The following is a 19,620-nucleotide window of genomic DNA, read 5'->3' as shown; positions in this document are numbered from 1 at the left end:
AGATTAGCATTGCCAAAAATCGATTCCTAGACGGTTCGGGAGCGGGCCAGCGGCCATGAGGCCGTGACCGCCGCGGCGGCCACCGCGGCCAGCAGGAGCGAGATCGCGGGCAGGCTCAGCCACGCTCCCAGCCAACCGGCGGCCGGGTAGGCGACCAGATAACAGGCGTGACTCAAGGAGAACTGCGCCGCGAACACGGCCGGCTGGTCCTTCATCCCGGCCGAGCGGCGGAGCAGGCGTGACGAAGGCGTCGCGATCAGCGACGTGGCGGTTCCCAGCAGGAACCAGACGAGACCCAGGACCACCCAGTGGACCGGACCCGGTGGCATGTGGATGGCGGCGGCGGCCAGCACCAGGCCCACGGGAAGCAGAACGGCCCCGCCCCTCATCACGGAAAGGTCCCGAAGCCGTTTGAGGGCCCGGGGCAGGCCCAGCGCAACCAGCATCGACCCGGCGCCGTAGGAGGCCAGCAGCCATGCCACCCCGGAGTCGTCGCCACCCAGCCGGGTCTTCACCAGAACCGCGGTGTTGACCAGGACCATCGCTGTGCCGCAGGCAACCACCAGGTTGAGCACGAGCAGGGCACGCAGGTCCGGGGTGCGCAGGAAGATGCGGACCCCGCGGGTCAGCCGGTCCAGGAAGGGCGACTGGGTGTCGGGCGCCGGGGCGGGCGGGCGCGCCCAGAGCACCAGCGCGATCGAGGCCAGGAAACCGAACACGGTGCCCGCGAACAGGTTGTGGTAACTCATCACGGTCAGCAGGATGGCCGCCAGGGCGGGGGAGAGCAGCGACTCCAGGTCGTAGGCCAGCCGCGACAGCGACAACGCCGCCGTGTACTCGTCCTCGTCCGGCAGGACCTGCGGAATGGTGGCCTGGAAGGCGGGTGTGAAGGTGGCGGAGGCGGCCTGCAGGCCGAAGACCAGCAGGTAGATCTGCCAGGGCTCCGTGACGAACGGCAGGCACAGCGCCATGGTTGCACGCACCGCATCGGAGCCGACAAGCACCGTGACCCGTGGCAGCCGGTTCACCAGGGCGGACATCACCGGCGAGATCGTCACGAATGCGATGATGCGGATCGTCAGCGCGGTGCCCATGACGATTCCGGCCTCGTTCCCCGCGACATCCACGGCCAGCAGGCCGAGGGCAACCGTCAGCAGTCCCGTCCCGACCAGGGCCAGCACCTGCGCGGCGAACAACCGCGCATAGGTGCGATTGCGCAGCGCGGTCAGCATCACGGCCTTCCGTGGTGCGCCGGGTGCTCGTCCACTGCGTGTTCGGCCTGGAGCAGGGCGTCGGCCACCAGCTGGCGGGCGTGCTCGTTGGTGAGGCTGTAGAAGATGTACTGTCCCTCCTGGCGGCGGGCGACCATGCGGGCCAGCCGCAGCTTGGCGAGATGCTGGGAAACGGCGGCGGGAGCCTTGTCGACGGCCTCGGCGATCTGCCCCACGGAGAGTTCACGATCCCGCAGCGCCAGGATGATGCGCACCCTCGTCGGCTCGGCCAGCATCGAGAAGACCGCAACGGCGAGGTCGATGTACTCCGGGTCGGGGGAACCAAGGGCGGGCTTATCTGCATTCATGTGCAGATAATTACATGTGCGGATGTGTGGGTCAAGGGTGTCCCGGAGCCTGCGAGTTTTGTCGGTGGCGGCTGATATACCTGAGATGCGACGAAGGGAAGACCATGAGGTTCATCGCAACCGCAGACTGGCAACTGGGAATGACCGCCCATTTCCTGGATGACGACGCCCGAGCGCGGTTCCATCAGGCCCGGCTCGACGCAGTGGGCGAGATCGGCCGGATCGCCGAGCGGCGTGACGCCGGTTTCGTGGTGGTCGGCGGTGACGTGTTCGAGTCGAATCAGCTCGACCGCTCGATCCTGCTCCGGGCCTTCGAGGCCCTGCGCGCCTGCCCGGTCCCGGTGCTGCTGGTCCCCGGCAACCACGACCCCCTGGATGCGTCCTCCATCTACCGGTCGCGGGCGTTCGTGGACAGGTGCCCCTCCCACGTCCTCGTCGCGGAGAACTCGGAACCCATCGAGCCGGTGCCCGGGGTCGAGGTGGTGGCGGCACCCTGGTTCTCGAAACACCCGGAGACCGATCTCTTGGCCGCGGCCTGTGCCGACCTGGCGCCCCCTGCCGAGGGCGTGACCCGGATCCTGGTGGGGCACGGCGCGGTGGCCAGCCTGAACCCTGACCGGGAATCGCTGGCCACCATTGACGATGCGGCCCTGGCGGCGAGGATCCGCGAGGGCCTGATTCACTTCGCCGTTCTGGGGGACAGGCATTCCCTCACCGAGGTGGCTCCAGGTATCTGGTACCCGGGCACCCCGGAGGTGACCGCCCGCCGCGAGACCGCCCCCGGCAACGTCCTGCTCGTGGAGATCTCCGGTGCTTCCCCACAGGTGGAGGCGATCCGGACCGGTCGCTGGAGCTTCACCGTGCTGGAGGAGGACCTCTCATCCAGCGTTGACGTGAACCGGTTGATCGCCCGCCTGCAGGAACTGCCCAACAAGGAACGCACCGCGGTCTGGCTGAAACTGCGAGGCACCCTGTCGGTCACGGAATCCGCGCGACTCGATGCGGAACTCACCGAACTGGGGCCCCTGTTCGCCAGGCTCGACACGTGGAAACGCCACACCGATCTCGTGGTTCTCCCCGACGATCACGACTTCGCGGATCTGGGACTGACCGGCTTCGCCTCCGATGCCCTGCAGGAGCTGGTCGGGCTGGGCGCCGAGAGCGCCACCGCGAGGGACGCCCTGTCCCTGCTCTACCGGCTTTCAGGAGGCCTGGCATGAGGATTCACCGGATCACCCTGCGCAACTACCGCGGCACCACGGAACGCACCCTGGAGTTCTTCGACGGGGTCACCGTGATCGAGGGTCGAAACGAGGTGGGAAAGTCCACCCTCGTCGAGGCGCTGCGACACCTTCGCATCCACAAGGCCACCACGCTCCGGAAGGAGGTGCGTGACACCCAGCCGGTGGGACGGGATGTCGGCCCAGAGGTGGAGGTGGAGCTCAGCACCGGTGAATACCGCCTCACCTACTGCAAGCAGTGGCTCAGGGGGAAGAGGACCGAGCTGAACATCACGGCCCCGAACCCCGAGAGGCTGAGCGGGGATGATGCGCACGAACGCTTCCTCCAGGTCCTCGCGGAGACCACGGATGAGGGGCTCTTCGAGGCCTTGGAGGTGCTGCAGGGCAACTCCTTGGGACAGGCCAGCCTGGCCCGGCTGCCCGCGCTCCGCAGGGCACTGGACGGCGCCGGCCCCTCGACCGGGGAACACGATGCCCTCCTGGAGGCCGTCGAGAAGGAATACCTGCGGTACTTCACGCAGACGGGAAAACCGACCGGGGATCTGGCCCGTGGGCAGAAGGAATCGGAGGCCCTGGCCGAGCAGGTGCGCGCCCTTGAGAAGGTGAGTCGGGAGATCGACTCCTTGACCGAGAGACACGGAGAGGCCATCGCCGCCCGCGACGCCAAGGGAAAACGCCTTGAACAGGCGCGGGAACAGGAGGCGGAACTCGTCGAGTCGAGCAGGGCCCTCGACGAACTCCGCCAGCGCGCGGACCGGGCGGCCAAACAGGTCGCGGAGGCCACCGCGGCCAGGGAAACCGCGGAGCGGCTGGCCCGTGACCGGGAGGACGCCAAGGCGCTGGTGGGAGAACTCGACGCCAACTTGGCGGAGACCCTGACCGGGATCGAGCAGACACGACAACGCGCGAGCCGCGCCCAGGACACCCTGGCGGCCCGCGCCGAGGAGACCCGGAACGCGGAGGAGGAGGAAGGAACCCTCCGGGCCCAACTGCGTGAGATCGACAACCGTATCCGGCAGGCCCGTGACGTGGCGGAGCTCGAGGCCCTGAAGGAACGACTGGAACGCCTCGCGGAAGCAGAACGGCGGCTGCATGATGCGGTGACGGTGCTGAACGCCAACACCGTCGACGACGATGCCTGCCGCATGTTGGAGAAACTCGAGGTCACCGCACGGATCACCCGGGAGACCTGGGAGACCAGGGCCGCCCGGGTCGCCATCGAGGTGGCGGACAAGACCCTCCTGGACGGAGAAACCCTCGAACCCGGAACCCACGGCCCGATCCCGGTCAAGGCCCCGCTCGTCGTCGAGATTCCCGGCCACGCGAGGATCACGGTTTCTCCCGGCGACGGGACCGACGATGTGGAACGCAGGGCCCGCGAGGCCGAGAACGCCCTGGCCGAGGCGCTGGCCAGCCAAGGCGTCCCGGATATCGCCTCGGCCCGGGCGATGGCGGAGGAGCACAACCGGGCCGGGCGGGAACGGGAAGCCGCCAACGAGGCCATCCGGATGATCCTCAGGGGCGAGAACGACACCGAGCTGCGGGCCCGCGCCGAGGCGCTGGACGAATCCGTGGGGGACGTGGCCGCCGGGGAACTGGCCGGCGTGGAGGAGGAACGCTCCGGGATCACCGCGACCGTCGAGGCGGCCGCGGTCCGGACCGCGGCCGCGCGCGTGGCGCTGGAATCCGCACGGGCCACCCAGCAGCAGGCTCGCGAGGACCTGATCCGCGAGGAAACCGAGCTGCGCAACCTCAAGGCCCGCGGGGATGACGCCTCGACCAGGCTCGAGGCGGCTCGGGCCGACACCCCGGACGAAAAGATAGGGGCGGCCGTGACCGAGACCACCGCCGCCTTCGAGAAGTGCGTCATCGAAAAGGACGCCGTGGACAAGGAACTGGAGCTCGCTGATGCCGCCGGCCTGGATGCCCGCCTCAGGAACGCCCGCGCGGTGGTGACCCGGTTGATGAAGGAGAACGGGGACCTGGATGAGGAACTGACCAGGCTCTCCACGCTGCTCGACGACCGGCTCGCCGGGGGCACCTACGACAGGCTGTCCGAGGCCCGTGCCCGGCTGGAACAGGCTCAGGCGCGTCAGGCCTCCCGGCAGCGCGCGGCTGATGCGGTGAGCCTGCTCAGAAAGACACTGAACCGTCACCGTGCCGAGGCCCAGCTGCGCTACGTCGCCCCGTTCCGGGAACGCATCGAGGCCCTGGGGCGGCTCGTCTTCGGTCCGGATCTGGCGGTCGAGGTGACACCGGAACTGAACATCGCCTCCCGCACCCTGGCCGGCGAGACGGTGCCCTTCCAGTCGTTGTCCAGCGGGGCTCGCGAGCAGCTCTCCCTGCTCGGCCGGTTGGCCTGTGCGCAGCTCGTCCAACCCGGTGAGGGAGTGCCCCTGATCATCGATGACGCCCTCGGGTTCGCCGACCCCGACCGCCTGACGCGCCTGGGGGCGGTCCTGAACCGGGTCGGGGAAGATGTCCAGACGATCATCCTCACCTGCCAGCCGGAACGTTTCGACCAGATCGGGGGCGCGCACGTGATACGTCTCTGACCGGAGGGTGAGCGGCGATACAGTCCGGGTGTGAGCGTGTGGGACTGGCTGCGATTCGGCGGGGGGATTCTGGCACTCGTCGCCACCGCGATTCTTCTGCTTCGGCTACACGGGGTGGCGCTGCGCTGGTTGCCGCTCACTGCGGTCCTGCGGGCGGCGATGCAGCTGGCCGCGATCTCCGTGCTGCTGAGCGGCGTCAATCAATGGCCCTGGCTGGTGCTGGGGTTCATCGCCTTGATGCTCTCCACCGCATCCTGGACGGGGGCCTCCAGGGCCGAGGGACTGCCCGGCGGGAGGTGGAATGCCGTGGCCTCCGTCGTGGCGGGAGGGATGTCCTCCCTGCTGCTGACCCTCCTGGTCGGGCTGATCTCGTACACGCCCCAGCACGTGGTGGCCATCGCGGGAAGTGTCATCGGCAACTCCATGAACATGGTCACCCTGACCTCGCGCAGGATCCGGGCCGATCTGGACGCCCACCGGGGCGAGGTGGAGGGCTGGCTGGCCCTGGGGGCCACCCCGTCCCGGGCGACCGCTTGGCTCCGGCGCAGCTCGGTGCGGGAATCCCTGCTTCCGAACCTCGACCAGACCCGCAACACGGGCCTGGTGACCCTGCCGGGGGCATTCATCGGTGCGCTCTTCGGGGGGTCCAGTCCCGTCGAGGCCGCGATGTTCCAGCTGACCATGCTCTCCGCCATCCTCGTCAGCGCCGCCGTGACGGGGACGTTGTTCTCCACCCTGAGCGGACGCAGCCCCGTGCTGCCCGCCCCGCAGGGATCCTGATAGCGGAAACGAGTTTCAAACATGGTGGAAGACCGTTTGATGCAGGTGGACGATCTCGCGGTGTCGATAACCTGGAAAAGGATGAGGAATATCCGCCTGCGGATCGTTCCACCTAGGGGAGACGTGAAGGTTTCGGCCCCGTTCGGTGTTCCTCCGGAGCGGATAAGCCGTTTCATCCGGGAACAACGGGCCTGGATAGACCGGAAACGCGCTCAACTGCGGGGCGCGGCCCTCGACGCGGACCGGTTCGAGGACGGGGGGAGGGTCAGGCTGTGGGGCGGATGGCACGACGTGGAACACCGGAGGGGAGGCCGGGCCCGCGCCTGGATCACCGACCAGCGACTGGTCGTCACGGGTGACGACGAGGCGGCCAGGGCGCGTGCCGTCGCCAGGTTCCGGCGCAGCGAGATGGAACGCGTTTCCCGGCCGCTGCTCGACTCGTGGGTGCCGGTCATGGGGGTGCCGCGGCCAGCGGTGATCCGGTATCGCACCATGCGCACCAGGTGGGGTTCCTGTAATCACCGCACCCGGGCGATCACCCTCAACACGGCCCTGGTGAGGTTTCCCGTGACCGCTCTCGAGTACGTGATCGTGCACGAGCTGGCCCACCTCAGGCATCCCGACCACGGCCGGGGATTCTGGTCCCTGGTGGCGGCTGCCCTCCCGGACCACGCCGAACGGAGAAGGCTGCTCAACGCCTGCACGACCTGAGTCCCATGCCGTACCATGAATCCCCAGCGGCAAAGGTGGGACGCGAGTCCAAGTCAAAACGGGAGCCTGATAGTGAGACGTCTTGCGCTTGTCTCTGTGATTTCACTGCTGTTTCTTTCGGGATGTGGTCAGGAAATCATCACGAACGTCGATCAGGGCAATCCCCCTGACGAGGCCTCGAGCTCTGTGACCCCCAGCCCCTCGGAGTCGGGTTCCGCCTCGGCCGGGCCGGATGAGGCCGCCAGCCCCACACCGGAACCGACGGCCTCCGTCGCGGCCCTGCTCTCCCCCGGGGACAGCGGTGACAAGGTCCGGGAACTTCAGCACCGGCTTCTCCAACTCGGGTGGTTCGAGGGACAGATCTCGGGGGAGTTCGATGACAAGACCCGTTTGGCGGTCGAGGGTTTCCAGGGCAAACGCGGGCTCCCGGTTCTGGGTTCCGTGGATCAGGCGACGATGGACAGCCTGACCTCGATGACCCGCAAACCCACCGAGGACGAGAAGAACAACGTCCTGAAGCCCGGTCCCGCCCTGATGGCCAAGGGTGCCAGCGGGGACAAGGTCAAGGACATCCAGGCCCGGCTGAAGCAGATCGGCTGGTACGGCCCGGATGTCAACGGGCAGTACGACGACACCACGGTCGAATCCGTCAAGGGTTTCCAGGGCAAACGACAGCTCCCCGTCACGGGCGAGGTGGATCAGCGCACGCTGGACCGGATCAACTCCATGACCCGCAAACCCACCCAGGACGAGCTGAACAATGTCAAACCCACCCGGAAACCCGCGGACAGCGGGATGACTCTCGACGACCGCTGCCTGCAGGGCCGGGTGCTGTGCATCTCGAAGGCGCAGCGAAAACTCGCCTGGGTGATCGACGGTCAGGTCCAGATGACGCTCTCCGTGCGTTTCGGATCGGATGAAACCCCCACCCGCAACGGGGTCTTCTCCGTGGGCTGGAAGTCCCGTGACCACGTCTCGACGCTCTATCACACCCCCATGCCCTACGCCATGTTCTTCTCGGGCGGGCAGGCCGTCCACTACTCCGCCGACTTCGCCCAGAACGGCTACAACGGCGCATCCCACGGTTGCGTCAACGTGCGTGACAAGGGGGCCATCGCGTCGCTGTTCAGCCAGGTGCAGGTCGGGGACAAGGTAGTGGTTTACGCCAACTGACATCCCGGGTAGAACCAGCCCCAGGTCTGATGGTTCGGGGAGAACCACCTACTAGGGTGTCCTTTGCAGTTCTTGTCAGTTAGTGAAAGGTGACGCGCGTGGGCATCCCCTTGGCCATCACGTTGCAGGTGATCTCTTCTTTCCTGTTCGCCAGCGGGGCGACCCTGCAGCACATAGGCGTGAAGTCCACGTTCGATCCCAACGCGACGGCGTCCTCCAACCGCCTCACGTTGATCGGGATGTTGAAACTGCTCCTGATCCCCAAATGGCTGCTCGGTCTGCTCTGCGTGTTCTCCGGGGCCGGCCTGCACCTGTGGGCGTTGACCATGGCCCCCGTGGCGGTCGTCCAGCCGGTCGGAATCCTGGCGGTCCCGTGGTCGGTGGTTTTGAGCTCCCGGATCCATGGCCATCAGATCCCCTTCCGGGTGTGGCGGGCCGTCCTGGTGACCGTGATCGGCGTGGTCGGATTCACGGTGTTCTCGTCCCTGTTCGCGACCGGGGAGAAACAGTTCGGTTTCATGCCGATCACGTGGTCCTTCGTCGCGGTCTGCGTGATCTGCGCGGTGCTCTCCTTCTTCGCAGCCAAGAAGACCGCTCCCTGGGCCAAGGCGGTGATGTGGTCATCGGTCGGAGCAATTTTCTACGGCCTGGCATCCGGCATGATGAAGGCCGCCATGAACATGGTCCAGTCCGGGGAATTCCACCTGCTGCACCCCACGACCCTCGCGGTCATCGGATACATGCTCGCCTGCTACTGCCTCGGGGCCTGGATGATCCAGCAGGGCTACGCATCCGGTCCCGCGGAGATCACGGTCGGCACCATGACCACGGTCGATCCCTTCGTCGCCGTCCTGTTCGGGTTGTTCGTCCTCGGTGAAGGGGCTGGAATGGGGATCGGTCCTGCATCCGGCATGATCATCTCTGGTGCAGTGGCGGTGTATGGGGTGGTGATGCTGTCCAAGGATCACCCCGATGCCGTGGCGGAGCGTGAGAAGGCGGCGAAGGAAACCGCGGCCGCCCTCAAGGATTGAGCGTCAGCGCGGCCAGTCCCCGGCCTCTCCCGCTCTCGGTCGAAAGGACGACGGTGCTCCTGTCCCTGGGCGCCGCGAACTTGAGGGTGGTCTCCAGGGGCCGCCCTGCTCCGGCCCTCAGGGAAGGGGAGTTGACCGGGGGGTAGCTCTTCATGTTCCTGCTCGACAGCAGGTAGATGTCGAAGGACGCGGAGCCCTCGTTCAAGGTGATGCGGACCTGAACCTCCACCTCGCTGTCGCTGGTCCAGTTGTGGGAGAGAAGTTCGAAGGTTCCCCCGCCGTTCGCATCGAAGGGTGCTTTGCTTTCCTGCGCACCCAGTGATGACGCGTTCGCGGACGGGACCACGCTGGAGGGGCCGCCGGTGGCCCCATCCTGGTTCGTCCCGAACTGCAACCACAGTAGAACGGCAGCGACCACGGCGAGGGCCACGACCCCGATCAGTATGCTGCGTGCCGCACCACCACGGGGTTGCTGGTAGGCCTCGATCTGGGTGGGTGCGTTGAGGGGACCGGGGGCGGGGGAGCCGAAAGGCTTCCGTGGGTCGCGTCCCTGCTGGGAGGGAAACTGCGGGTGGTTGTTCTGCCACTGTGGAACGTTCATGGTGGCTCACACCATACCTGTGGAACTTGTCAACAAACGCGGCGGTTCAACCAGAAACGGAGGATCCGGCCCGTTGGCTCCCATAACGATGATGTGAACATTTTCGAAGCCACCCTGCGCAGCCGCACCGATGAGGATCTTCTCTGCGTGCCCGGGATCTGTCTCGGGTTCCACCCGACGGAGTCCTGTGTCGTCCTGGGAATCTCGGAGAATCGTGTGGAGTTCTGTGCCCGCGCGGACCTTGACTGGCTGGACGAGGACGGATGCAACCTGATCCGGCAGGTCGAGGCCGCCGCTCAACCGGTGATGTCCTGCAGCTTCGTGATCCTCGGATACACGATGGACCCGGAGGGAAACTGCGAACGGTTGATACGCCTTGCCCTGGAGCTCCGGGGAAGGGTGACCGACGTGCTCGTGGCCACCCCGGATCGTTACTGGATCGTCACCCCGCTGGGACTGGAACCTCCTGACGGCCGTGGCTGGGATCCTTCGGTGACGAACCTCTCCGCGGAGGCCGTCTATCTGGGGATCCCGGTCGCCGCGAGCCGGGCGGATGTGATCGCCGAGGTGCGGCCCCCCGATGAACGCGAGGAAGCCGAGTACCTGACGGAATTGGCCCTCGACCACGTGAGCGGCCTCGATTGCGAGCAGCGGACGGAACTGGCGGAGAGGCTGCTGGATTGTGGGGAACCCCTGCTTCCCATTGAGGGGGCGCAGCTGGCCGTCCTGGTTTCCGACCCCGGGATCGCGGGGGCCGTGGTGGCGAATCTCGACCGCGAGGGTGCGGCCAGGCTGCGTCCCCGGATCGCCTACGCCAGGCGAATGTGCTCTGATTCGCACGCCCCCGAGGTGCTCGCGCTGCTGTCCCTGGTCTGTTGGTTCGACAACCAGGGGGCGCAGCAGACCGAATGCCTGGAGCAGCTGGAGAAACTCGCTCCCGGACACCGGCTCCTGCCGCTGCTGCGGGGGTTGAAGGCGCTGGCGGTGAAACCTCCCGTTTCATTCCCCACCGGCATGGCGGGCCACTAGAGTAAGGACATGCGTTTCGTTGTGTGCGGAGAGGCTCTCATCGACCTGCTGCCGGGAGAACAGGTTTCCTCGGCCGAGACCCACTGGTCAGCGCTGTGCGGTGGTGGTCCAATGAATACGGCACTCGGGCTCGCGAGGCTCGGGGAGGACAGTCATTTCCTGGGGCGTTTGGGTGGTGATGCCTTCGGGCGTCAGATTGAACGCTACCTCCAGGACAACGGCGTCGCGACCGACCTGGTGGTCAGGACGGGGGAGCCCACGTCCGTTGCGGTCGTCTCGCTCGATACCGAGGGCAGGGCCTCCTACACCTTCCACTTCCAGAACACGTCGAATTTCGGCTGGCGGGCAGGGGAGTTCCCCGAACTCAGGGAAAACGACTGGCTGCACTTCGGATCGATCGGAACCATCTCCGGTCCGGGGGCGCGGGCCGTTCTGAATTTCGTGCGCTCCACCCCCGCCTCGCTCAGTTATGACATAAACGTGCGTCCGACCGTGCTTCCCGACCGCGTGGAGTACTTCCAGCGCGTTGAACAGCTGATAGCCGCCGTCGGGGCCGGCGGCGGGATCGTCAAGGCCAGCGACGAGGACATCTGCTGGCTCGTGGACGACCCGGATCCGTTGCCCTACGCGGAGGCGTGGTGCATTGAGTACGGCCTGGCCCTGTGCGTCGTCACTCTCGGCCCCGATGGCGCCGTCGCCATCAAACCCGACGGGCGGCAGTTCCGCGTCCCGGGCCACGCCATCGGGCTGGTGGACACGGTTGGGGCCGGGGACACCTTCATGTCGGGATTCCTGGCCTCCTACGCCAGGCGTCCGGATGATGTCGAGCGGGCCCTTCGTTGGGGTGCCGGGGCATCCGCGCTGGTCTGCACCAGGCAGGGTGCGAATCCCCCGACCCGTGCCGAACTGGAGGAATTTCTCTCCTCGCCGAGGAAGAAAATTGATTAGGAAACTCTTTCTGTATTCGCAATAAGGTTGGTTAGGTTAACCTAATTGCAGGCGTTGTGTGAGCCAAAGGGAGATTAGGCTTTGGGACATGGCAACGATGCTTTCTTCCAAAGCGATAGATCGTCTCGCTATGGCTCACGACGCTTCTCATTATGCCTTCACCCCGATACAGGTATCGAGGCCGCAGAACGTCAACGACATCTTGGACCTGTTCGCTCACGCTCGTCGCGAGGGTTCTCCGCTGACCTTCCGGGCCGGCGGTTCCAGCCTGTCCGGGCAGTCCGCCGGCGATGGAATCCTCGTTGATGCGCGACGCGGGTTCCGCGGGATCCAGATCCTCGACGAGGGACGTCGGGTGAAGGTCTCCCCGGGGGAGACCATTCGCGCCGTCAACGCTCGCCTGGCCCGGTACGGATACAAACTCGGCCCCGATCCGGCAAGCGAGATCGCCTGCACCATCGGCGGCATGGTGGCCAACAACTCCTCCGGCATGCAGTGCGGCACCATCGAGAACTCTTACGCCACCCTGGATTCGCTGGAGTTCGTCCTGGCCTCCGGTACCCGGATCGACACGGCCGCCCCGGACGCCGCCCGGAAGTTCGCCGAGGCCGAACCCGAACTTGCCGCGGGGCTGATGAGGTTGCGTCAACGGATCCTGGACAACCCGGACTCGGTGAACATCATTCGTCGCCAATTCGCGATGAAGAACACCATGGGTTACGGGATCAACTCCCTGCTGGATTTCGAAACCCCCCTTGAGATAGCCAGGCACCTGATGATCGGCTCCGAGGGGACCCTCGGGTTCGTGGCCTCCGCCACCTTCCGAACCATTCCGGTGGCACCCCACGCGGCCTCCGCCCTGGCAATCTTCCCGACCCTCCGGGAAGCCACGGCCGCGCTTCCCGACCTGGTGGCCGCCGGCTTCGCCGCAATCGAGCTGATGGATGCGCAGTCGCTCAGGGTGGCGCAGACGCTTCCCGAGGCCACCCCCGAGATCCTGGAACTGGACGTGACCGGCCAGGCCGCGTTGCTCCTGGAACTCCAGGACGCCACCGCCGAGGGGGTCGAGGGGAAGATCGAGGCAGTGGCCCCCCTGCTGACCTCGCTTCCGTTGACGAGCCCTACCCAGGCCACCAGCCACGGACCCACACGCGCCCGGCTGTGGCACATCCGCAAGGGCCTCTACACCACGGTCGCCGGACACCGCAACCCCGGTGCGACCGCGCTGCTCGAGGACATCGTGGTGCCCGTGCCGACGCTGTTGGAAACCTGCACCGAACTCATCAAGCTGTTCGGGCAGCACCAGTACGAGAACTCCGTCATCTTCGGTCATGCCAAGGACGGCAACGTCCACTTCATGCTCAACGAGAACTTCACGGACCCGGCGTGCATGGAGCGCTACATCCACTTCACCGAGGACATGGTTGAACTGGTGATCGGGCACGGTGGAAACCTCAAGGCCGAGCACGGCACCGGCCGCATCATGGCCCCGTTCGTCGCCCGTCAGTACGGGGACGAACTCCACCAGGTGATGCGTGAGATCAAGCGCCTGTTCGATCCGGCGGGAATCCTGAACCCGGGTGTGGTGCTGACCGACGACCCGCAGGGCTACCTGAAGAATCTCAAATTGGTGCCCAGCGTCGAGGAAGAGGTGAACCGCTGCGTGGAGTGCGGTTTCTGCGAACCCGTCTGCCCCTCCCGCGAACTCACCCTCACGCCGCGGCAGCGGATAGCGCTGCGCCGGGAAATGGCCTCCAACCAGCCCGACGAGCAGCTCCTGAAGGACCTCGACAAGGACTACGACTACCACGCCATCCAGACCTGCGCCGTAGACGGCATGTGTGGGGAGGTCTGCCCCCTCCACATCAACACCGGTGACCTGGTGCGCAGGCTGCGCGCCGAGCAGGCCAACCGTGTGCTCGGTGGGGTGTGGGGGGCCGCCGCCAAGGCCTGGGGGCCGTTCACCAAGGGCGCCAGTGTCGCGATGACCACGGCGCATGCCGTCGCCCCGGTCGCATCGGGCATCACCAAGGTGGCGCGCAAGATCATCAGCCCGGACGTCATGCCGCAGTACTCGAAGGACCTCCCCAAGGGTGGCAAGCGTCCCAAGAGCCGAGATGCGGCCGCCCCGGTGGCCTTCTACCTCCCGGCCTGCATCCAGACCATGTTCGCCAGCGGCGTTCCCAAGGCGTTCACCGCCTTGTGTGAACGTGCCGGGGTGCCGGTGACCACACTGGACACCGGCAGCCTGTGCTGCGGCACCCCGTGGAAGTCGAAGGGCTTCCTCAAGGGATACGAAACCCAGCTCAAACGGGCCGAGGAGCGTCTTGGCGGCAGTGCGGTTCCCATCGTGGTGGATGCTGCCAGCTGCACCGAGGGTTTCCACGTCATGCAGTCGAAATCCTCCAGCGAGGAGTTCAAGGCCGTTCAGTTCGTCGATGTGGTCAAGTTCGCCCATGAATGGCTTCTGCCGCACCTGAAGGTGACCCGTCGCCTGGGTTCCATCGCCCTGCACCCCACCTGCTCGTCCACCCACCTCGGGTTGAACGACGCGCTCAAGGGCCTGGCGGAGGCCATAGCCGACGAGGCCTACGTCCCGCTGGACTGGGGTTGCTGCGCCTTCGCCGGTGACCGCGGAATGCTCCACCCGGAGCTGAACGCATCGGCCGCGAAACGGGAGGCCGCGGAGATCAACTCCCGCCACTTCGACGCCTACGCCTCGCTCAACCGCACCTGCGAGATCGGTATCGGCAGGGCGACGGGCAAACCCTACGTCCACATCCTCGAACTCGTGGAGCAGGCCACGCGTCCCTGAACTTGGCGCGGGGGCTGGTTCTCAGACCAGCCCCCGCTCCCAGGCCTCGCGTACCGCGGCCGCCCGGTCCAGCACCTCCAGCTTGGTGTAGACGTGGGCCAGGTGCGTCTTCACGGTGGCCTCACTGATCCCGAGTTTCCTGGCGACAGCCCGGTTGGTCAGGCCGTCCGCCACCAGCGCCAGCACCTCGGTTTCCCGGTCGGTGAGTGACAACTGCGACCCGTGGGGGGCGTCGATGTGTGTTCGAGGGGAGCCGTTCATCAGTTCCCGGACGGCGGCCACGAGCTGATCGCGCGGCAGATCCTTCAACAGGTATCCGTCGGCCCCCGCCGCCATCGCCCTGCGGATGTCTCGTTCCGTGTCGTAGGTGGTGAGCACGAGGATCCGGGGACGCCCGCCCCGTTCCCGAAGCTGCCTGATGGCCGCGAACCCGTCGCCGCCGGGCATCCTGAGGTCCATCAGCACCAGGTCGGGATCGCGCTCGGCCACCACGGCAAGTGCTTCGGGGCCGTTCCCGGCCTGCCCGACCACGTCTATGTCCTCCTCCAGGGCGAAGATCCCGGCGAGGCCGTCCCTGACGATCGGGTGGTCGTCCACCACCACCAGCCGGAGGCTCATGAGGGAACCACTGCTGTCACCGTGCATCCTTTCCCCGGCGCGCTGTCCACTCTCAGACTGCCGCCGATCTCTGTCAGGCGATCACGCATGCCGGAAAGCCCGTGTCCGGCTGCGAAGACGGGTGTGAACCCGACACCGTCGTCGGTGATGCGGATCCGTGGTCCGGCCGGTGTGCCGTCGAGGCGCACCCACACCCGGCTGGCATTACCGTGCCGGGCAATGTTGGCCAGGGACTCCTGGGTGACGCGGACCAGCACCCCGTCGTGCGGCGAGGTGGTTGGGGCGTCGTCGGCATCCAGTTCGGTGACGATACGGTTCATCCGTCCCCAACCCCTGACGATCTCGTGCAGGGCATCGGACAAAGGATCGTCATCCAACTGGCGCGGCGCCAGGGCCTGCACCGCCCGCCGGGCCTCCGTGAGGCAGTCCCGCGCCACGTGTTCGGCTCGCCGGACCCTTTCCCGGGCGGGGTCGTCCAAGGAGGAGGGGAGAGCCTCCAGCTGGCGGATCACAGCGATCAGTCCCTGCGCGACGGTGTCGTGGATCTCCCGCGACAATCGCGCCCGTTCCTGGTCGATACCCATCTGGCGGGCCTGTGCCATCAGTTCCTCGTGCAGGGCCAGGTTGGTCGCATTGGCCTTCGCCAGTCGCTCTGCGGTCTCCTCCCGGATCCGCACCTGACGTTCGCGTTCCCGGCTCAGGGTCAGCATGAGAAAGGCTACCCCGATGTTCACCAGGGCCAGCAGCGGGAAAAGCCAAGGAGTCGCCGAGGCCCCGGGGATTCCGCCGGCCTGCCCGACCGCGATCACCAGCCCCGTGGCGATGGTGGCGGGCAACCGGAAGGAGCTCGCCAGGAGGCGTTCAACATCCGGATAGCTCGAGAACGCGTAGATGCACATGAACGGGTTGAACAGGGAGGCCGCCAGGGCGAGCAGCAGATTTCCCACCACGAAAGCGAGTGCCGCCGGGCTTCCCGCGGACGGTGGCCGGGCCGCCACGAACACGCGGCCGAGCAGGATCAGGACAGCGGGACACAGGGAGATGAGCATCCCTCCGGGGTCGATGAGCCGGCCCGTCAGGGCCCAGCCGATGATCACCGACACGGCGAGCAACACGAAGGGCCCCCAGCGTGCCGCCCGGATCGCGATCGGGTTCTCGTAGTGTTCCACCGGACCATTGTCCCGGTCCGGTGGAGGCAACCACCATCCACCGATCGGACGATGGTGGAGGCGAGTCCGGAATCGTAACTTCGAACCATGACCACCGAAAAATGCCTTCACGAACTCGGCACCGCTCGTTGCGATGCCCTCCCGCAACGCCTCCACGGCCTCGACGCCGTCCGTTCCGGAGCCCTGCTGCTCGGCGTGGTCCTGCACTCGTTGCTGCCCTTCACCGACATCGTCTGGATGATCAACGACTCCGAGCGCAGCATCGTCGCCTTGTGGGTATCCGGCACGATCCACCTGTTCCGGATGGCTTTGTTCATGCTGCTGGCGGGTTATTTCGGGCGAATGGTCACTCTGCGGCGCGGGTCCGGCAGCTACTTCCGGGACCGTGCGAAGCGGATCCTGCTGCCCGCTGTCGTCTTCTGGCCGTTCACGGTCATCCCGCTCGGTTTCCTAGCCATGTACGGGGCCTCGGTCCGGGGCCTGCCGGCACCGATGGCCTCGGAGCCGGTCTCACCTCTGATGATGTTCACCCCGGGGCAGCTCTGGTTCCTGCTGGTGCTGTTCGAGCTCGCCACCCTGGTGCTTCTCGCCCGGGCCGCGCTGCTCCGGTTCCTGGGGACAGAGTGCGCCGGGCGGGCCGCCACCCGGATCGGTGAGGTCCTGTCCCACCCGGCCGGTGTTCTCCTCCCGGCCATGGTCTTCGTGGCTGCGTTGCTGCTCCAGGGTGGGGAACCGGCGGGTGGGATCATCGCCCCGACGACCATCGTCCCGGAACCGGCATCGACGCTCGGTTACCTGGGAGCGTTCCTGACCGGCTGGTTCCTGCACGCATCCCCGGAATCCATGCGACGGATCGCCGGGAACTGGCTCTCGATGCTCGTGCTGGGTCTCATCGCGACGGTGGTCGTGTGGCTCCCGGGCGTGCCGCGGGAAGTGCTGATGGTCGCCGTCGCCCTGGCGGGCTGGCTGCTCGGTTTCGGTCTGCTGGGCGCCGCGGTGCGGTTCCTGGACCGGGAACACACCTGGATCCGCTACCTCGCGGACGCCTCCTACTGGATGTACCTGGTCCACCTGCCGCTGTTGGTGCTGTTCGAGATCCCGCTGGCCGATATGGGATGGCCGATCCTGGTGAAGCTCCTGCTCACGTGGGCCGTGACCACCGCGGTCCTGTTGGCCACCTACGAACTGCTGGTCCGGCACACCTGGCTGGGTGCCTGGCTCAACGGCAGGCGCTACCCGCGCCGGGTGCGCTGATCGGGCGGTGATGGTGAGGGGACGGGATTGCTCCCGTCCCCTCATGTTTCGTCACGAACCGGTCCTGGGGAGCCCGGGCCTTACGGGAGCCGGTGACGGCGTTCTCGTCGGAGCCGGTTTCGTCGGGGTCGGGGTGCACGACGAATCGTCCCCGGTGATGTTCACCTGCCGGTGGGCGAGGGTCCCCGAGGGGGTGAACTTGAAGGTCAGCGTCTGGGTGCCGGTCGGTGCGGAGCAGGCGCCGGGCAGTGTGACATCGACCTTCGCCCTGCCGTCGGCCACGGCACCGCCGCCCACCCTGGTATCGCCCAGGAAAACCTCGACGCCGTTGTTCACGAGCGTCGGGCTGACCTTGGCCGGGTCCTTCGGGGATGCGCCGGCCGCCTCACCCAGCAGGAAGTCGATGCCCTCCCGCGCCTTCGCGTCGCCACCCGGCACATCGAAGTTGAAGGTGGCGGTTCCGCCGTTCCGGTTGATCTCGGTGGGGGCATCGACCAACGACAGGCCGCGCTTGACGTAGCTGGGGGAGAGCGTCTGCCGGGTCTTCACCCAATCGGTCCAGGCCTCCAGATCGACGCGCCCCGTGTCCCGGGTCCCGGTGCCCTTCGCGAACTCCCGGAAATTGTCCCCGCCCGCGATCAGGAAGGAAGTGGAGCCGACGGTGTAGAGCCTTTCCGGATTGAGCGGGGAGCCCCCCACGAAGACCGAGGTGATCCGATCCCCCTCCGGGCGGGACTCGTCATAGGTGTAGGAGACGTTGCTGGACAGACCCAGGCGCAGGAACGGGCGTGAGGGGATCTCGCCCTTGTCGTTGCGCTGCCACTGCTGCTCCAGGACCGTCTTGAACTGGGCTCCGGTGAGCCGGGTGGTCATCAGGGTGTTGGCGAACGGCAGCGCGAGCGCGGCCTCCTTGTAGGTGATCTCCCCGGCATTGAAGCTGTCGCGGGTGCCACCCGGGTTCTGGACACCGATGAAATACGGATCGTCGTTGCTCAGTACCTCTCGGAACATCTGGGCCACCATGTTGCTCATGGGCGACTCCACGTCCCGGACATCGGAGTTGCCGGTCGGCGTCGAGATGGCCTCGCTTGCCTGGCCGATCACCCGGGCGCCGATCTCATCGGCCTTGGCGACGGCGGCTGAGACGATGTCGGTGATCTCCCGGATGCGTGGCAGGCTCGTGTCGAATGCCTTGGGGTCGATCTTGGTGGTGGTGTTGGAGATCCCGCACAGGGCGCCGTCGCCGGTGACCCCGGCCTTGAGCTCGTTGAGGGCCGCCGCGTAGGAACCGGCCTGGGTGAACAGCTGCCCCTTGCCGTTGGTCCACGAATAGGTCTGGTGGGTGTGTCCGCCCAGCACCACGCGGATCCTCGGGTCGATTCCCGTCCACATCTTCCGGAAATTCGGGTTGGCGGCGGCCTGCTCGTCACCGGTGCTGTTTCCGTTCGGCGCTCCTTCGTGGATGGACGCGATCACCAGGTCGATTCCCTCGGGAAGCTGGGAAACGGTCTCGTTCACGGCCTCCACGGGGTCACCGATGGTCAGGTCCGAGATTCCGGCGGGGGAGACGAGGGAGGGTAGATCCCCGGTCACGGCGCCGATCACGGCGACGTCGAGTTCCCCGACCTTGAAGGTCGTGTACGGCTTGAGTGGGGAGGCCACCTGTTTGGTTCCCTTGCGGTAGACGTTCGCCCCGAGCTGGTCCACCCCGGGCACCGCGGGGTTCACGCGCCCCGCGAGGTCTTGCCAGCCCTTGTCGAACTCGTGGTTGCCCACGGTCCGCGCGCTGAGCCCGGCAGCGGCCATCACCTTCAGGGTGGGGTTGTCGTCGTCGGCCATGGATTCGAACGTGGAACCCCCGATGTCGTCCCCGCTGCTGATGAGTGCGACGTTCGCGTCCCCCTGGGAGGCGCGGGCCTTCTCAACCGGGGTGAACAGGGCAGCGGCGTTCGCCAACCGGCCGTGGAAGTCGTTGTAGGTGAACATCGAGACGGTGCTGGTGGGTGTGCAGCCGGCCGGGTCGGCCGCAGCGTGGGGTTGTGCCACGAGGGGGGTTGCGAGCCCCAGACACAGGACTGTCAGCCCGGCGGTGAAACGTTTCCTGAGCGGAATCATG

General features: G+C 66.7%; 16 protein-coding genes. 10 read left to right on the top strand and 6 right to left on the bottom strand.

The window, feature by feature from the left end; genetic code table 11:
• Positions 1–26: 26 nt before the first annotated feature.
• On the bottom strand, positions 27–1,232 hold the full coding sequence (locus tag ACO6D6_RS03785) for an MFS transporter (RefSeq protein WP_484783353.1): 1,206 nt from the start codon (positions 1,230–1,232) through the stop codon (positions 27–29).
• Positions 1,232–1,579 carry an ArsR/SmtB family transcription factor gene (locus ACO6D6_RS03780; protein WP_484783351.1) on the bottom strand — a complete coding sequence of 116 codons (348 nt, stop codon included), beginning with the start codon at positions 1,577–1,579 and terminating at the stop codon, positions 1,232–1,234. The genes ACO6D6_RS03785 and ACO6D6_RS03780 overlap by 1 nt, the downstream gene beginning before the upstream one ends.
• A 104-nt stretch (positions 1,580–1,683) precedes the next feature.
• Here ACO6D6_RS03780 and ACO6D6_RS03775 point away from each other — a divergent pair, with 104 nt between their 5' ends.
• The 6 genes from ACO6D6_RS03775 (at position 1,684) to ACO6D6_RS03750 (ending at position 9,070) form a co-directional block, all read left to right on the top strand.
• Positions 1,684–2,799 (top strand): metallophosphoesterase family protein, encoded by a 1,116-nt coding sequence (locus ACO6D6_RS03775; RefSeq protein ID WP_484783349.1) that lies wholly within the window; start codon positions 1,684–1,686, stop codon positions 2,797–2,799.
• A complete protein-coding gene (locus ACO6D6_RS03770) occupies positions 2,796–5,375 on the top strand; it encodes an AAA family ATPase (RefSeq protein WP_484783348.1) in 2,580 nt (859 codons plus the stop codon). Before ACO6D6_RS03775 ends, ACO6D6_RS03770 begins: the two co-directional genes overlap by 4 nt.
• Positions 5,376–5,405: 30 nt before the next feature.
• Positions 5,406–6,155: an ABC transporter permease gene (locus ACO6D6_RS03765; protein ID WP_484783346.1), complete on the top strand. Its 750-nt coding sequence runs from the start codon at positions 5,406–5,408 to the stop codon at positions 6,153–6,155.
• An 81-nt stretch (positions 6,156–6,236) separates the two neighbouring features.
• Positions 6,237–6,866, top strand: coding sequence for a M48 family metallopeptidase (locus ACO6D6_RS03760; protein ID WP_484783345.1), 630 nt, complete (start codon positions 6,237–6,239; stop codon positions 6,864–6,866).
• Positions 6,867–6,962: 96 nt separating this feature from the next.
• Positions 6,963–8,039 (top strand): peptidoglycan-binding protein, encoded by a 1,077-nt coding sequence (locus tag ACO6D6_RS03755; RefSeq protein ID WP_484783343.1) that lies wholly within the window; start codon positions 6,963–6,965, stop codon positions 8,037–8,039.
• Positions 8,040–8,137: 98 nt separating this feature from the next.
• Complete coding sequence (locus ACO6D6_RS03750; protein WP_484783340.1) at positions 8,138–9,070, top strand: DMT family protein; 933 nt, start codon at positions 8,138–8,140, stop codon at positions 9,068–9,070.
• On the opposite strand, the gene ACO6D6_RS03745 is transcribed toward ACO6D6_RS03750, so the two are convergent.
• On the bottom strand, positions 9,060–9,671 hold the full coding sequence (locus ACO6D6_RS03745; RefSeq protein ID WP_484783338.1) for a hypothetical protein: 612 nt from the start codon (positions 9,669–9,671) through the stop codon (positions 9,060–9,062). The two genes, ACO6D6_RS03750 and ACO6D6_RS03745, sit on opposite strands and share 11 nt — an antisense overlap.
• A gap of 93 nt (positions 9,672–9,764) precedes the next feature.
• Here ACO6D6_RS03745 and ACO6D6_RS03740 point away from each other — a divergent pair, with 93 nt between their 5' ends.
• From ACO6D6_RS03740 to ACO6D6_RS03730, 3 genes are all read left to right on the top strand, one after another.
• Positions 9,765–10,700 (top strand): DUF4192 domain-containing protein, encoded by a 936-nt coding sequence (locus ACO6D6_RS03740; RefSeq protein ID WP_484783336.1) that lies wholly within the window; start codon positions 9,765–9,767, stop codon positions 10,698–10,700.
• A gap of 9 nt (positions 10,701–10,709) precedes the next feature.
• Positions 10,710–11,648 (top strand): carbohydrate kinase family protein, encoded by a 939-nt coding sequence (locus tag ACO6D6_RS03735; RefSeq protein ID WP_484783335.1) that lies wholly within the window; start codon positions 10,710–10,712, stop codon positions 11,646–11,648.
• 130 nt (positions 11,649–11,778) lie between these two features.
• On the top strand, positions 11,779–14,463 hold the full coding sequence (locus tag ACO6D6_RS03730) for an FAD-binding and (Fe-S)-binding domain-containing protein (RefSeq protein ID WP_484783334.1): 2,685 nt from the start codon (positions 11,779–11,781) through the stop codon (positions 14,461–14,463).
• A gap of 21 nt (positions 14,464–14,484) precedes the next feature.
• Here the strand turns inward: ACO6D6_RS03730 and ACO6D6_RS03725 are convergent, their stop codons facing one another.
• Complete coding sequence (locus tag ACO6D6_RS03725; protein ID WP_484783333.1) at positions 14,485–15,081, bottom strand: response regulator; 597 nt, start codon at positions 15,079–15,081, stop codon at positions 14,485–14,487.
• The gene (locus ACO6D6_RS03720) at positions 15,078–16,250 is read right to left on the bottom strand and encodes a sensor histidine kinase (RefSeq protein WP_484783332.1); all 1,173 of its coding nucleotides are present in this window, start codon (positions 16,248–16,250) and stop codon (positions 15,078–15,080) included. The genes ACO6D6_RS03725 and ACO6D6_RS03720 overlap by 4 nt, the downstream gene beginning before the upstream one ends.
• 87 nt (positions 16,251–16,337) lie before the next feature.
• Between ACO6D6_RS03720 and ACO6D6_RS03715 the strand changes: the two genes are divergently transcribed.
• A complete protein-coding gene (locus ACO6D6_RS03715) occupies positions 16,338–17,504 on the top strand; it encodes an acyltransferase family protein (protein WP_484783331.1) in 1,167 nt (388 codons plus the stop codon).
• Between the two features lie 51 nt (positions 17,505–17,555).
• Here ACO6D6_RS03715 and ACO6D6_RS03710 read toward each other — a convergent pair whose 3' ends face one another.
• The gene (locus ACO6D6_RS03710; RefSeq protein ID WP_484783329.1) at positions 17,556–19,619 is read right to left on the bottom strand and encodes a bifunctional metallophosphatase/5'-nucleotidase; all 2,064 of its coding nucleotides are present in this window, start codon (positions 19,617–19,619) and stop codon (positions 17,556–17,558) included.
• Position 19,620 lies beyond the last annotated feature (1 nt).

The sequence above is a fragment of the Arachnia sp. genome, from assembly GCF_057238465.1.
This window is presented reverse-complemented; position numbering and strand designations above follow the sequence as displayed.

Bases quoted from the DNA above. Each gene is read 5' to 3' on its own strand.
- ACO6D6_RS03725 (WP_484783333.1), bottom strand. From the start codon at position 15,081: ATGAGCCTCCGGCTGGTGGTGGTGGACGACCACCCGATCGTCAGGGAC.
- ACO6D6_RS03785 (WP_484783353.1), bottom strand. From the start codon at position 1,232: ATGCTGACCGCGCTGCGCAATCGCACCTATGCGCGGTTGTTCGCCGCG.
- ACO6D6_RS03780 (WP_484783351.1), bottom strand. From the start codon at position 1,579: ATGAATGCAGATAAGCCCGCCCTTGGTTCCCCCGACCCGGAGTACATC.
- ACO6D6_RS03730 (WP_484783334.1), top strand. From the start codon at position 11,779: ATGGCTCACGACGCTTCTCATTATGCCTTCACCCCGATACAGGTATCG.
- ACO6D6_RS03735 (WP_484783335.1), top strand. From the start codon at position 10,710: ATGCGTTTCGTTGTGTGCGGAGAGGCTCTCATCGACCTGCTGCCGGGA.
- ACO6D6_RS03760 (WP_484783345.1), top strand. From the start codon at position 6,237: ATGAGGAATATCCGCCTGCGGATCGTTCCACCTAGGGGAGACGTGAAG.
- ACO6D6_RS03710 (WP_484783329.1), bottom strand. From the start codon at position 19,619: ATGATTCCGCTCAGGAAACGTTTCACCGCCGGGCTGACAGTCCTGTGT.
- ACO6D6_RS03770 (WP_484783348.1), top strand. From the start codon at position 2,796: ATGAGGATTCACCGGATCACCCTGCGCAACTACCGCGGCACCACGGAA.
- ACO6D6_RS03745 (WP_484783338.1), bottom strand. From the start codon at position 9,671: ATGAACGTTCCACAGTGGCAGAACAACCACCCGCAGTTTCCCTCCCAG.
- ACO6D6_RS03715 (WP_484783331.1), top strand. From the start codon at position 16,338: ATGACCACCGAAAAATGCCTTCACGAACTCGGCACCGCTCGTTGCGAT.
- ACO6D6_RS03775 (WP_484783349.1), top strand. From the start codon at position 1,684: ATGAGGTTCATCGCAACCGCAGACTGGCAACTGGGAATGACCGCCCAT.